Origin of the sequence: Rubrivivax rivuli (assembly GCF_004016505.1) — a bacterium.
Taxonomy (GTDB): domain Bacteria; phylum Pseudomonadota; class Gammaproteobacteria; order Burkholderiales; family Burkholderiaceae_C; genus Rubrivivax; species Rubrivivax rivuli.
Map to the genome: position 1 here is coordinate 773,455 of NZ_SACR01000004.1, position 12,358 is coordinate 785,812.

General features: G+C 69.0%; 13 protein-coding genes. 6 read left to right on the forward strand and 7 right to left on the reverse strand.

Annotated elements, in window-relative coordinates; translation table 11 throughout:
- Positions 1-10: 10 nt before the first annotated feature.
- Positions 11-1,267: an efflux RND transporter periplasmic adaptor subunit gene (locus EOE66_RS15860; protein WP_128229670.1), complete on the reverse strand. Its 1,257-nt coding sequence runs from the start codon at positions 1,265-1,267 to the stop codon at positions 11-13.
- A gap of 113 nt (positions 1,268-1,380) precedes the next feature.
- On the opposite strand from EOE66_RS15860, the gene EOE66_RS15865 reads away from it, so the two are divergent.
- Together EOE66_RS15865 and EOE66_RS15870 are read left to right on the forward strand one after the other, a co-directional pair.
- Positions 1,381-2,778: an ATP-binding protein gene (locus EOE66_RS15865; protein ID WP_128229671.1), complete on the forward strand. Its 1,398-nt coding sequence runs from the start codon at positions 1,381-1,383 to the stop codon at positions 2,776-2,778.
- Positions 2,771-3,484: a response regulator gene (locus tag EOE66_RS15870; protein ID WP_245479059.1), complete on the forward strand. Its 714-nt coding sequence runs from the start codon at positions 2,771-2,773 to the stop codon at positions 3,482-3,484. The genes EOE66_RS15865 and EOE66_RS15870 overlap by 8 nt, the downstream gene beginning before the upstream one ends.
- 26 nt (positions 3,485-3,510) lie before the next feature.
- Here the strand turns inward: EOE66_RS15870 and EOE66_RS15875 are convergent, their stop codons facing one another.
- The gene (locus EOE66_RS15875) at positions 3,511-3,771 is read right to left on the reverse strand and encodes a cold-shock protein (protein WP_128229672.1); all 261 of its coding nucleotides are present in this window, start codon (positions 3,769-3,771) and stop codon (positions 3,511-3,513) included.
- 277 nt (positions 3,772-4,048) lie between these two features.
- Between EOE66_RS15875 and clpS the strand changes: the two genes are divergently transcribed.
- Both clpS and clpA read left to right on the forward strand, forming a co-directional pair.
- Complete coding sequence (gene clpS / locus EOE66_RS15880; RefSeq protein WP_128229673.1) at positions 4,049-4,411, forward strand: ATP-dependent Clp protease adapter ClpS; 363 nt, start codon at positions 4,049-4,051, stop codon at positions 4,409-4,411.
- Positions 4,408-6,720 carry an ATP-dependent Clp protease ATP-binding subunit ClpA gene (gene clpA, locus EOE66_RS15885; protein ID WP_128229674.1) on the forward strand — a complete coding sequence of 771 codons (2,313 nt, stop codon included), beginning with the start codon at positions 4,408-4,410 and terminating at the stop codon, positions 6,718-6,720. The genes clpS and clpA overlap by 4 nt, the downstream gene beginning before the upstream one ends.
- A gap of 6 nt (positions 6,721-6,726) precedes the next feature.
- On the opposite strand, the gene EOE66_RS15890 is transcribed toward clpA, so the two are convergent.
- The 5 genes from EOE66_RS15890 to EOE66_RS15910 are packed head-to-tail and all read right to left on the reverse strand — an operon-like array spanning position 6,727 to position 10,024.
- Positions 6,727-7,548, reverse strand: coding sequence for a M90 family metallopeptidase (locus EOE66_RS15890; protein WP_128229675.1), 822 nt, complete (start codon positions 7,546-7,548; stop codon positions 6,727-6,729).
- A 7-nt stretch (positions 7,549-7,555) separates the two neighbouring features.
- The gene (locus tag EOE66_RS15895; RefSeq protein WP_128229676.1) at positions 7,556-8,347 is read right to left on the reverse strand and encodes a UDP-2,3-diacylglucosamine diphosphatase; all 792 of its coding nucleotides are present in this window, start codon (positions 8,345-8,347) and stop codon (positions 7,556-7,558) included.
- Between the two features lie 14 nt (positions 8,348-8,361).
- The gene (locus EOE66_RS15900; RefSeq protein ID WP_128229677.1) at positions 8,362-8,865 is read right to left on the reverse strand and encodes a peptidylprolyl isomerase; all 504 of its coding nucleotides are present in this window, start codon (positions 8,863-8,865) and stop codon (positions 8,362-8,364) included.
- A gap of 1 nt (position 8,866) precedes the next feature.
- Complete coding sequence (locus tag EOE66_RS15905) at positions 8,867-9,412, reverse strand: peptidylprolyl isomerase (RefSeq protein WP_375137484.1); 546 nt, start codon at positions 9,410-9,412, stop codon at positions 8,867-8,869.
- Positions 9,413-9,469: 57 nt separating this feature from the next.
- Positions 9,470-10,024 (reverse strand): tetratricopeptide repeat protein, encoded by a 555-nt coding sequence (locus EOE66_RS15910; RefSeq protein WP_128229678.1) that lies wholly within the window; start codon positions 10,022-10,024, stop codon positions 9,470-9,472.
- A 295-nt stretch (positions 10,025-10,319) separates the two neighbouring features.
- On the opposite strand from EOE66_RS15910, the gene cysS reads away from it, so the two are divergent.
- The gene (gene cysS / locus EOE66_RS15915; RefSeq protein WP_128229679.1) at positions 10,320-11,696 is read left to right on the forward strand and encodes a cysteine--tRNA ligase; all 1,377 of its coding nucleotides are present in this window, start codon (positions 10,320-10,322) and stop codon (positions 11,694-11,696) included.
- Between the two features lie 2 nt (positions 11,697-11,698).
- Positions 11,699-12,358, forward strand: coding sequence for a DNA-3-methyladenine glycosylase family protein (locus EOE66_RS15920; protein WP_128229680.1), 660 nt, complete (start codon positions 11,699-11,701; stop codon positions 12,356-12,358).

The window sequence follows — 12,358 nt, forward strand, 5'->3', positions numbered from 1 at the left end:
CTGCCGGCGCTCAGCGCGGGGCCGAGGCGCTGCGGGCGGCGCTGCCGCCGCCTGCAGGCGCAGAGGCCGTGCCTTCCGGCTTGCCACCGCCTTTGCCGCCGCCCTTGCCGCCGGCGGGCTTCGAGCCCGCGGCCACGGGCGTCACCACCATCTCGGGGCGTGCGCGCTGCAGGCCTTCGACGATCAGCTTGTCGCCCACCTTCAGGCCACTGGTCACCAGCCACTGGTTGCCCACGGCGCGCTCCAGCGTGAGCCTGCGGCGTTCAACCTTGTTGCCTTCACCCACCACCAGCGCGGTGGCGTCGCCCGTCGCGGTGCGGCTCACGCCTTGCTGCGGCACCAGCAGCACGCCACGGTCCACACCCGCCACCAGGCGGGCCTGCACCACCATGCCGGGCAGCAAAGTGCCCTGCGGGTTGGGCACCACCGCGCGCAGCGTCACGCTGCCGGTGGCGGGGTCGACCGTCACGCCGCTGAACTGCAGCGTGGCGGGCTGCGGGTGCACGCTGCCGTCTTCAAGCACCAGCTGCACCTGGCGGCTGCCGCTCTGGCCCTGCAACTGCTTGCGCAGCGAGAGCAGTTCGGCGCTGCTCTGCACGATGTCCACGTGCATCGGGTCGAGCTGCTGGATGGTGGTGAGCGCCTGGGTCTGGTTGGCCGTGACCAGCGCGCCCGGAGTGACGGTGGACACCTCGATACGACCGCTGATCGGCGCCACGATGCGCGCGCGCTGAAGTTGCACCTGGGCGGCGTCCAGGGCGGCCTTGGCCACGGCCACGTCGGCCTCGGCCTGCTTGAGTGCGGCGGCACTGTCGTCGGCGGCCTGGCGGCTGATGGCGTCGGCCTTGAGCAGCTCGGCGTCGCGTGCGGCCTTCACGCGGGCGGCGCCCAGCGTGGCCTCGGCACGCTGCAGCGCGGCGGCGGTGCGGGCCCGCTCGGCCTCGAAGCTGGCGGCATCCAGCTGGTAAAGCGGCTGGCCAGCAGCCACACGGCCGCCTTCGGTGAACAGCCGCTTCTGCACCAGGCCGCCCACCTGCGGGCGGATCTCGGCGCGCTGGCTCGCGCTCAGGCGGCCGGGCAGTTCCAGGCCCAGCGGAGCGTCCTGGGCGCTGACGGTGATCACACCCACCTCGGGCGCTGGCCGCGCGGCGGGCGTGGCGGCCGGCTTGTCCTGGCAGCCAGCCAGCAGTGCCGCGCACAGCAGCGCGGTGGCCGCGGCCGAGAAAGTGTTCGAGGTGAGGCGGGGGGTGGGGGCGGATTTCTGCACGCGCTGATGCTGCCCACACAATGTGGAGAGAACTTGAAGAGCCTGTGGCCTTGATGGCCACGAGGCGTTGCCGCTGCCAAGGCCGCGCAAGTTGGTGTACACCCGGGGCCGCAATGAAACTGAACCTCGCCACGCGCCTGTTCGCTGCCGTGCTCAGCACCGCGGTGGTGGTGGCCGTGGCCATGGGCGTGGGCGCGCACCTCAACCTGAACCGGGACTTCCTCGGCTATCTCAACGAGCAGGCCGTCAGCCGGCTCGACCTGGCCGTGCCCAGCGTCACCGCCGGCTACCGGCAGCAGGGCAGTTGGGACTTCCTGCGGGAGCGGCCCGACCTCTGGTTCCGACTGCTGCGCCCAGCGCCCGACGACAGCCGCGTGCCCCTGACCGAGCGCGCGCCCGCATCGGCCACGCCGGCCGAGCTGACCGGCGCGTCGCGCCGCTTCACGCTGCTGGACGCCGAGCGCCGCCGCATCGTCGGTTTCTCGAGCCCGGCCGACAACGCCGTCGAGCGTGCCATCGTCGTCGACGGGCTCACGGTCGGCTGGCTGGTCCTGACGCCCTTCGAATCGGTGAGCTACGGCGCCGAGAAGCGCTTCGCGGACGCGCAGGCGCGCACCGGTTGGGTGGTGGGCGGCGCTGCCGTGCTGCTGGCGGCGGCCGTGGCCTTGTGGGCTTCGCGCCGTTTGCTCAAGCCTGTGCGCCAGGTGGCCGATGCCACCCACCGCCTGGCCGCCGGCGACCACGCCACCCGCGTGCCCGAAAGTGACAAGGACGACGAGATCGGCCGCCTGGCGCGCGATTTCAACCAGCTCGCCCTGACGCTGCAGCGCAACGAGGCCATGCGGCGCGAGTTCATGGCCGACGTCTCGCACGAACTGCGCACGCCGCTCGGGGTGCTGCACGGCGAACTGGAGGCACTGGAAGACGGCGTCAGGCAACTCGACGCGCAAGCCTTGCGCTCGTTGAAGGCCGAGGTGACCACGCTGCACAAGCTGGTGGACGATCTCTACGAGCTCTCGTTGGCCGACGTGGGGGCCCTGTCCTACCGCAAGGCCGAGCTCGATCTGCGCGAGATCATCGACGACACCGCCGGGGCCTTCGGCGAGCGCTTGCGCAGCAGCGGCCTGGCGCTGCAGCTGGAATTGCCGCCCGGGCCTCTGCCCGCCTTCGGCGACGCGCGCCGCCTGCGCCAGCTTTTCGCCAACCTGCTGGAGAACAGCTGCCGCTACACCGATGCCGGGGGTGCCCTGCGCCTGCAGGCCCGGCTCGAGGGCCGCCAGATGCTGATCGACCTGCACGACAGCGCCCCGGGCGTGCGCAGCGACCAGTTGCCGCGCCTGTTCGAGCGTTTCTTCCGCGCAGAGGCATCGCGCAGCCGCGCCAGCGGAGGCGCCGGGCTGGGGTTGTCGATCTGCCAGCGCATCGTGCAGGCGCACGAGGGGCGCATCGAGGCCCGGCCGTCGCCGCTGGGCGGCCTGTGGCTGCGCGTGGAGTTGCCGGCCCTTGGCTGAGCCGGTGCCCCCGCTGAGCCTGGAGCCCGGCCCGGCCCGCGTGCTCGTGGTGGAGGACGAACCCAAGCTCGCGGCGCTGCTGGCCGACTACCTGCGCGCCGCCGGCCACGAAGCCGAGTGCGTCGCCGATGGGCTGCTGGCCTGGCAGGCATGGCAGGCTCGTCGGCACGACCTCGTGCTGCTGGATCTGATGCTGCCGGGTCTGGACGGTCTGCAACTGTGCCGGCAGTTGCGTGCGCAGAGTGCGGTGCCCATCGTGATGCTCACGGCGCGTGCCGACGAGAGCGACCGCTTGGCCGGCCTGGAACTCGGCGCCGACGACTACATTGCCAAGAACCCCTTCAGCCCGCGCGAGGTGATGGCCCGCGTGAAGGCCGTCTTGCGGCGCAGCCGCGTCAGCACGGCCAGCGCCGTGGCGGCACCGGCCCTGCGGGTGGACGAGGACAGCCAGCGGGCATGGTGGCTGGGGCATGCGCTGGATCTCACGCCCATCGAGTTCCGCCTGCTGCGGACGCTGGCCTCACAGCCCGGGCGCGTGTACCCGAGGGCGCAGTTGCTCGAACTGTTGCACGGTGACGCGCGTGCAGCCACCGAGCGGGCCGTGGACAGCCACGTGAAGAACCTCAGGCGCAAGCTGGAACAGGCGGGCGCCGGCAGTGAACGCATCCGCTCGGTTTACGGCGTCGGTTACCACTACGACGCCTGAGCACCGCAGCGGGTGCTGGCGCGGCCTCAGCCAGCGTTGGCGTGCTGCGCTTCGGGCACGGGGCTGCTGGGCCGGCCCTCGGCATCCACCGGATGGATGTCCTGCGCGAGGTCGCCCTTCGGGCCCTGCACCAGTTCGTATCGGACGCGACCACCCTGCTTGAGGGTGCGGAAGCCCTCGATCTGCACTGCGGAGAAATGGGCGAAGACGTCCGCACCACCTCCTTCGGGTTCTATGAAGCCAAAGCCCTTGGCGTCGTTGAACCATTTGACCGTACCGTACGCCATGGACTTTCCCCTTGGGGGCTGCTACGGGGAAATTCTTGCGCTCGGGCGGTCAAAGTGTCAAGTTAAGTTTTCACTTGAGTTGTCAATAAAAGATGACACATCGCCAGAACCCCGCGCGCGAGGCAGGCAGGCTGGCTGGCTGTCGTCCGAAAGAGGAAAGCCCGATTTCCGGCACAGCTTGGCCCTTGAATCGCGGCCACTTCGGTCAATATGAGACAAGCTGGCAGGGGTGTCCGAGCGCCCGCTGCCAAGCAAGACCAACTCGATAGAATGGCTCATGCCCGACGAAACGCCGCCGCCAGCACCGCCACCGAAGCCGCCCGCGCCCGCGCGCCGTGAGGGTGGGCAGGGTGCCGTGGTGGCAGAGCGCAAGGCGGCCCGCACGAAGCCGCCCCAGCTCTACCAAGTGGTGATGCTCAACGACGACTACACCCCGATGGAGTTCGTCGTGATGGTGCTGCAACACTACTTTCAGCGTGATCCCGATTCGGCCACGTTGATCATGCTGAAGATTCACCACGAAGGGCGCGGCATCTGCGGCGTCTACACGAAAGACGTCGCCGCGACGAAAGTCGAACTGGTGCTCACCGCGGCCCGCCGCGAGGGGCACCCGCTGCAATGCATTATGGAGGCCGCATGATTGCGCAAGAACTGGAAGTCAGCCTGCACATGGCGTTCGTCGAGGCGCGCCAGCAGCGGCACGAATTCATCACGGTGGAGCACCTGCTGATGGCGCTGTTGGACAACCCCAGCGCTGCTGAAGTGCTGCGGGCCTGCGCCGCCAACATCGACGATCTGCGCAAGAGCCTGGCCACCTTCATCAAGGAAAACACGCCCACCGTGGGCGGTACCGAAGAGGTGGACACGCAACCCACGCTGGGCTTCCAGCGCGTGATCCAGCGCGCCATCATGCACGTGCAGAGCACGGGCAGCGGCAAGAAGGAAGTGACCGGCGCCAACGTGCTCGTGGCCATCTTCGGCGAGAAGGACAGCCACGCCGTCTACTACCTGCACCAGCAGGGCGTGACGCGCCTGGACGTCGTCAACTTCATCGCCCACGGCATCAAGAAGAGCGACCCGCCCGAGCCTGCCAAGGGCAACGAGGGCCCGCAAGGCAACGAAGCCGAGAAGGAAGAGGGCGGTGGCGACGGCAAGGGCTCGCCGCTGGAGCAGTTCACGCAGAACCTGAACCAGCACGCGCTGCAGGGCAAGATCGACCCATTGATCGGGCGCGAGCACGAAGTCGAGCGCGTGATCCAGGTGCTGTGCCGCCGCCGCAAGAACAACCCGCTGCTGGTGGGTGAAGCCGGGGTCGGCAAGACCGCGATTGCCGAAGGCCTGGCCTGGCGCATCACCGAAAAAGACGTGCCCGAAGTGCTGGCCGACGCCACCGTCTACAGCCTGGACATGGGCGCGCTGCTGGCCGGCACCAAGTACCGCGGCGATTTCGAGCAGCGCCTGAAGGGCGTGCTCAAGCAGCTGAAGGACCAGCCCAACGCCATCCTGTTCATCGACGAGATCCACACGCTGATCGGCGCTGGTGCGGCTTCGGGCGGCACGCTGGACGCGAGCAACCTGCTCAAGCCCGCGCTGAGCAGCGGTGCGATGAAGTGCATCGGCGCCACCACCTTCACCGAGTACCGCGGCATCTTCGAGAAGGACGCCGCGCTGTCGCGGCGCTTCCAGAAGGTGGATGTAGTCGAGCCCAGCGTCGAGCAGACCGTCGAGATCCTGAAGGGCCTGAAGAGCCGCTTCGAAGAGCACCACAGCGTGAAGTACGCCGTGGGCGCGCTGCAGGCGGCCGCCGAACTCTCGGCCAAGTTCATCAACGACCGCCACCTGCCCGACAAGGCCATCGACGTCATCGACGAAGCCGGTGCCGCGCAGCGCATCCTGCCGCCGAGCAAGCGCAAGAAGACCATCACGCGCAACGAGGTGGAAGAGATCGTCGCGAAGATCGCACGGATCCCGCCGGCCACCGTGAGCAGTGACGACCGCAGCAAGCTCAAGACGCTGGACCGCGATTTGAAGAGCGTGGTCTTCGGGCAAGACCCCGCCATCGACGCGCTGGCCGCCAGCATCAAGATGGCGCGCAGCGGCCTGGGCAAGGCCGACAAGCCCATCGGCAGCTTCCTGTTCAGCGGCCCCACGGGCGTGGGCAAGACCGAGGTCGCCAAGCAACTGGCCTATGTGCTCGGCATCGACCTCATCCGCTTCGACATGAGCGAGTACATGGAGCGCCATGCCGTGAGCCGCCTGATCGGCGCGCCCCCGGGCTACGTGGGCTTCGACCAGGGTGGCCTGCTTACCGAGGCCGTGACGAAGAAGCCGCATTCGGTGCTGCTGCTCGACGAAATCGAGAAGGCGCACCCCGATGTCTTCAACGTGCTGCTGCAGGTGATGGACCACGGTTCACTCACCGACAACAACGGGCGCAAGGCCGACTTCCGCAACGTCATGATCATCATGACGACCAACGCGGGTGCCGAGACCATGAACAAGGCGACCATCGGCTTCACCAACAAGCGCGAGCAGGGTGACGAGATGGGCGACATCAAGCGCCTGTTCACGCCCGAGTTCCGCAACCGCCTGGACGCCATCGTCAACTTCCGCGCGCTCGACGAAGACATCATCCTGCGCGTGGTGGACAAGTTCCTGCTGCAGCTGGAAAGCCAGCTCACCGAGAAGAAGGTCGAGGTCACCTTCAGCGACGCGCTGCGCAAGCACCTGGCGAAGAAGGGCTTCGACCCGCTGATGGGCGCACGCCCGATGCAGCGCCTGATCCAGGACACCATCCGCCGCGCGTTGGCCGACGAACTGCTGTTCGGCCGCCTGGTGGATGGCGGCCGCCTGAGCGTGGACATCGACGACAAGGACGAGGTGCAGCTCGACATCCAGCCCGCGCGCAAGAGCGGCGACAAGCCGCGCGCCGAGGCCACCCCGGCCTGAGTGACCTCAGCGCGCCCGGCGCGCTGGCGGCACCTGCACCGCCGGGTCCTGGCGGTAGAAGCGAGAGAGCATCCCGTAGAGCACGGGGTGCTCTTTTTTCATGGGCTCGGCGTTGACGAAGAAGGCCTCGCTGGCGACCGCGAAGAACTCTTCTTCGCCGTTGGCGCCGTAGGGGTCCAGCGTGGTGGGATCATCGGCTTCCACGCGCTGCACGAAGGCCTCGAACTCGGATTGCAGCGCGTTCAGCCATTCGGCGCGCGGCAGGTCGGGCGGCAGCAGCGGCACGCCATCGGCCACGCCGTCGGCCATGTCCAGCACATGCGCGAATTCGTGGATGACGACGTTGTAGGCACCGCCCGCCTCGCCGCCCGGGCCCGGCACCACACCGGCCGCGCGCACGTCCCGCCACGAAAGCATCACCGGGCCACCGTCCATGGCCTCGCCGGCCAGCGGCTCGTCGTAGGCGTGCACGATGCCATCTTCGTCGGCCACCTCGCGGCGGGCCAGCACCTGGTCGGGGTGCACCACGATGCCGACAAAGCCGTCGTAGGCCGACAACCCCAGGCGCAGCACCGGCAGCACGGCCTGCGCGGCGATGGAGACCACCACCGCGTCGGTGAGCTTCAGGCCGCCGGCGGCGTGGAACTCCTTGCGGTCGAGGAAGAGGCTGCTCAGCCGGCGCAACTCGGCGGCGTCTTGCGGGTCGCGCCGCTGCAGGAAGGGGTAGCGCACCAGCGTGCGCTTCCACAGGTCGTCAGGGATGGCGCGGCGCTGCACGGCGGCGTCTTCGCGCCGGCGCTGCCATTGCCGCCACAGCCGTGCCAGCACGGCGGCCTCAGCGGCCGGCCGGCGGCAGGCGCTCGAAGCCGCGGCGGCTCAGGCGCAGCACCTCGGCGCGGGGGGCTCTGCCATCGAGATCCCAGTCGCTGAGCACGTGGCGCTTGAAGCCGGGTGCCAGTGCGTTGCTGCCGGGCCGGTGGGTGTGGCCGTGCACCATCTCGGCGGATCCCAGTGCGTGCATCCAGCGTACGGCGGCGGCCGGGTCGACATCGGTGCTGGCGTCGCCATCCATCTGCCAGCGCGCGGCGCTGGCGCGGCGCATCTCGGCAGCCAGGGCCAGGCGTTCGGCCAGCGGCCGCGCGAGGAAATCCGCCTGCCAGGCGGCGCCGCGCACCTGCTCGCGGAAGGCCTGGTAGGGCTTGTCGGACAGGCACAGCGCGTCGCCGTGCGTCAGCAGCACGGGCTGACCCCAGGCCAGCAGCACGGTGGGGTCGGGCAAGGCCAGCAGGCCGGCGTCCTTCAGCAGTGCGGGCCCGACCAGGAAATCGCGGTTGCCGGCCATGAAGCCCAGCAGCCGGTGGCTGGCCGCCTCGGCCATGGTCTCGACGCATCGGCGTTCGAAGGCACGGTGGCGCGCATCGTCGCCCACCCACACCTCGAACAGGTCACCGAGCATGAACACGGCGTCGGCGGTGGTGTGCTGCAGGTGGTGGGCCCACGCCTCGAAGGTGGCGGGCATGGTCTCGCACAGGTGCAGGTCGGAGATGAAGTCCACCGCGCGCCACGCGGGCGGCACGGGGAATTCATAGAAGGGCGGGAACGCGCCGTTCCGCGCCTCGTCGTTCATCGCCAGTGCGGGGCTCAGTCGACCGCGACGGCGCGCGTGATCACCACGTCTTCCAGCGGCACGTCGTCGTGGAAGCCCTTGCGGCCGGTGCGCACCTTCTCGATGGCGTCCACCACCTCGGTGCCTTCCACAACGCGGCCGAAGACGGCGTAGCCCCAGCCGCTGCCGTTCTCGGCCGTGAAGTCGAGGAAGCCGTTGTCGGTGGCGTTGATGAAGAACTGTGCGGTGGCCGAGTGCGGGTCGTTGGTGCGTGCCATGGCCAGCGTGTACTTCTTGTTCTTCAGGCCGTTGTTGGCTTCGTTGCGGATGGGCGCGAGCGTGCCCTTCTGCTTCATGCCCACTTCAAAGCCGCCGCCCTGCACCATGAAGCCCTTGATGACGCGGTGGAAGACGGTGCCGTCGTAGTGGCCGGCCTTCACGTACTCCAGGAAGTTGGCGGTGGACAGCGGCGCCTTCTCGTCGTCGAGTTCGATGCGCAGGGTGCCGGCGCTGGTGTCCATCTGTACGAATTTGCTCATGTCATTTCTCCATCGTGGCTTTGCGGATGGTCACGGGCGTGACCGGCAGGTTCTTGAAAACGCCTTGCTCCTGGGTGGGCACGGCCTTGATCTTGTCGACGACTTCCATGCCCTCGACGACCTGGCCGAAGACGGCGTAGCCGCCGCCGGCGGTGTCCAGGCGCGGGTTGTCGACGACGTTGATGAAAAACTGCGAGGTGGCGGAGTTGGGGTCGCTGGTGCGCGCCATCGCCAGGCTGCCGCGCACGTTGGACAGGCCATTGCCGGCTTCCAGCGGGATGGCCTTGCGCGTGGGCTTCTCGCTCAGGTCGCGCTTGTAGCCACCGGTCTGCACCATGAAGCCGTCGATGATGCGGTGGAAGATCACGCCGTCGTAGTGGCCGGCCTTCACGTACTGCACGAAGTTGGCCACGGTCTTCGGGGCCTTCTCGGCGTCGAGCACGACCACGATGTCGCCTTCAGAGGTGGCCAGGCGCACCTTCTGGGCGTGGGCCGAGAGGCCGAAGGCCAGCAGGGCAAGGACGAACAGGCGCAGCAACAGTTTCAAGGCGATGTCTCCACACGAGGGGGCAAGGGAAGTTCGGGAAGCCGACGGCGCGCGAGTCTAGCGGGCCCCAGGCAGGGCTTCTGCCAACAGGGCCCGCACGGCTTCCAGGCGGCGCAGCAGGCGCGCGTCCAGCGGACCGTCAGCACTGGCGGCCTCGAAGGCCTGCACTGCCAGCATCAGGTGCACCTGGCCGAGGTTGATGCGTGCCGTGCGGTGCCCGGGGTCGTTGCGCAGCGCGGTCTCGAGCGACTGGCGCGCCACCTCCAGGCGGCCCGCGCGGGCGTGGAGCAGCGCGATGTTGTTGTGGGGGTCGGGCAGTTCTGGGTAGTCCTGCGCCATGCGCGTGAAGTGCGCCAGCGCTTCGTCGTCGCGCCCGAGGTCCATCAAGGCCACGCCCAGCAGAAAGCGCAACTGTGCATCGCGCGGCTGCGCGGCCACGCCGGCTTCCGCGCGCTTCAGCGCGGCCGCCGGTTCGCCACGCGCCAGCAGGCTGCGCACCTCTGCCTGCTCGTCGGCCCACGCAAACGGGGCACAGACCACCCAGGCGAACAGCCAGACGCCGCCGGCCCATGGGCGCAGCAGGCGGCGACGGCGCAGAGGGCTTGGCGACATCAGGGGCGCGGGCAGCATGGGCAGGTCGTTCAAGGCGGGCACCGAGCCTCCGTCTGGGGTTGCGGGGGCGGGGCGGGGCGCCGGGCATGGCCGCTATACTGAAATGGATTCTATCGACCCGCTTCCACCCCGTTTCCACCCCGTTCTCACCTTGCGCCGGCCCGCTTCACGCGGGCCGTGCTGCCTCTGCAAGGCGAACGGGCGGCCCGCGGTGCACGGGCGCAGGTCGCACCGGCGACCTGGGCCGGTGACCTGGGGAAGCCGGCCGCCCAGCCCCTCGGCCCCATCCGCGTCCATGACCCTGCACATCCACAACACCCTGACACGCCAGCTCGAAGCCTTCGAGCCGATCGAGCCCGGCCACGTGCGGATGTACGTCTGCGGCATCACGGTCTACGACCTGTGCCACCTGGGCCACGCCCGCATGATCCTGTCTTTCGACACGGCCTACCGCTGGCTGCTGGCCAGCGGCTGGCGCGTCACCTACGTGCGCAACATCACCGACATCGAGGACAAGATCATCCGCCGCGCACTCGAGCGCGGCATCGGCATCCGCCAGCTCACCGACGAGATGATCGCGGCCATGCACAGCGATTTCGCCGCACTGGGCGCGCTGCCGCCCACGCACGAGCCGCGTGCCACCGACTACGTGCCGCAGATGCTGTCGATCATCGGCCAGTTGCAGCAACGCGGTCTTGCCTACCAGGCCCAGGGCGGTGATGTGAACTATGCGGTGCGCCGCTTTCCAGGCTACGGCAAGCTCAGTGGCAAGAGCCTGGACGAACTTCGTGCGGGCGAGCGCGTGGCCGTGCAGGACGACAAGGAAGACCCGCTGGATTTCGTGCTCTGGAAGCACGCCAAGCCCGACGAGCCGGCCGATGCCGTCTGGCCCAGCCCCTGGGGCCCGGGCCGGCCAGGCTGGCACATCGAGTGCTCGGCGATGAGCTGCGCGCTGCTGGGCGAGCCCTTCGACATCCACGGCGGTGGCATGGACCTGCAGTTCCCGCACCACGAGAACGAGATCGCGCAGAGCGAAGGGGCCAGCGGCCAGCCCTTCGTGCGCACATGGATGCACAACGGCTTCCTCAACGTCGACGACACCAAGATGTCGAAGTCGCTGGGCAACTTCTTCACCATCGCCGACGTGCTGAAGCGCTACGACGGCGAGACGCTGCGCTTTTTCATGCTGCGCACGCATTACCGCAGCCCCTTCAACTTCAGCGACCAGCTGCTGGACGAAACGCGTACGGCGCTCAAGCGCCTGTACACCGCGCTGCAGGCGGCCGGGCCGCAGCCGGCGCTGGCCGCCATCGACTGGGCCGAGCCGCGCGCCGCCGCCTTCAAGGCGGCCATGGACGACGACTTCAACACCCCCGGCGCCGTGGCCGTGCTCTTCGACCTGGCAGGCAGCGTGAACCGTGGCGAGCATGCCGACGCGCCGCTGCTGCAGGCCCTGGGCGGTGTGCTGGGCCTGCTGCAGCAGGCGCCGCAGGCCTACCTGCAGGGCGGCAGCGGGCTGGATGAAGCGGCCATCACCGAACGCATTGCCGCGCGCGCCGCGGCCAAACAGGCCCGCGATTTCGCGCTGGCCGATCGCATCCGCGCCGAACTGCTGGCGCAAGGCATCGAGCTCAAGGACGGGCCGCAAGGCACGACCTGGGTCAAGGCTTGAGCATGGCCCAGACCGCCGCGGTGCCGGCTGCCATGCTGCCGGCTTACTGGGAAGAGGCGCGCAAGCACCTGGCCAAGCGCGACCGGGTGATGAAGAAGCTGATCCCGAAGTTCGGCGAGGCCTGCCTGCAAAGCCGCGGCGACGCCTTCACCACGCTGGCGCGCAGCATCGTCGGTCAGCAGATCAGCGTGAAGGCCGCGCAGAGCGTCTGGGAGCGCTTCGCGCTGGCCGTCGGCAGCCCCGCCACGCGGCTGCAGCCCGCCGAAGTGCTGGCGGTGGACACGCCCCGCTTGCGCGAGGCCGGCCTCTCTGCGCGAAAGTGCGAGTACCTGCTCGACCTCGCGCGCCACTTCCGTGACGGCCAGGTTCATCCCGCGCAGTGGGAAGGCATGGACGACGAGACCATCATCACCGAGCTGGTGGCCATCCGCGGCATCGGGCGCTGGACGGCGGAGATGTTCCTCATCTTCCACCTGCTGCGCCCGAACGTGCTGCCGCTGGACGACCTGGGCCTCCTCAAGGGCATCAGCCTGAACTATTTCAGCGGCGAGCCCGTCTCCCGCGCCGAGGCGCGCGAGGTGGGTGAAGCCTGGGCGCCGTTCCGCTCGGTCGCCACTTGGTACATTTGGCGCAGCCTGGACCCTCTCCCCGTGGAGTACTGA

Excerpts from the sequence above, each read along its gene's own strand:
- EOE66_RS15865 (WP_128229671.1), top strand. The coding sequence starts at position 1,381 with ATGAAACTGAACCTCGCCACGCGCCTGTTCGCTGCCGTGCTCAGCACC.
- EOE66_RS15875 (WP_128229672.1), bottom strand. The coding sequence starts at position 3,771 with ATGGCGTACGGTACGGTCAAATGGTTCAACGACGCCAAGGGCTTTGGC.
- clpS (WP_128229673.1), top strand. The coding sequence starts at position 4,049 with ATGCCCGACGAAACGCCGCCGCCAGCACCGCCACCGAAGCCGCCCGCG.
- clpA (WP_128229674.1), top strand. The coding sequence starts at position 4,408 with ATGATTGCGCAAGAACTGGAAGTCAGCCTGCACATGGCGTTCGTCGAG.
- EOE66_RS15895 (WP_128229676.1), bottom strand. The coding sequence starts at position 8,347 with ATGAACGACGAGGCGCGGAACGGCGCGTTCCCGCCCTTCTATGAATTC.
- EOE66_RS15900 (WP_128229677.1), bottom strand. The coding sequence starts at position 8,865 with ATGAGCAAATTCGTACAGATGGACACCAGCGCCGGCACCCTGCGCATC.
- EOE66_RS15910 (WP_128229678.1), bottom strand. The coding sequence starts at position 10,024 with ATGTCGCCAAGCCCTCTGCGCCGTCGCCGCCTGCTGCGCCCATGGGCC.
- cysS (WP_128229679.1), top strand. The coding sequence starts at position 10,320 with ATGACCCTGCACATCCACAACACCCTGACACGCCAGCTCGAAGCCTTC.
- EOE66_RS15920 (WP_128229680.1), top strand. The coding sequence starts at position 11,699 with ATGGCCCAGACCGCCGCGGTGCCGGCTGCCATGCTGCCGGCTTACTGG.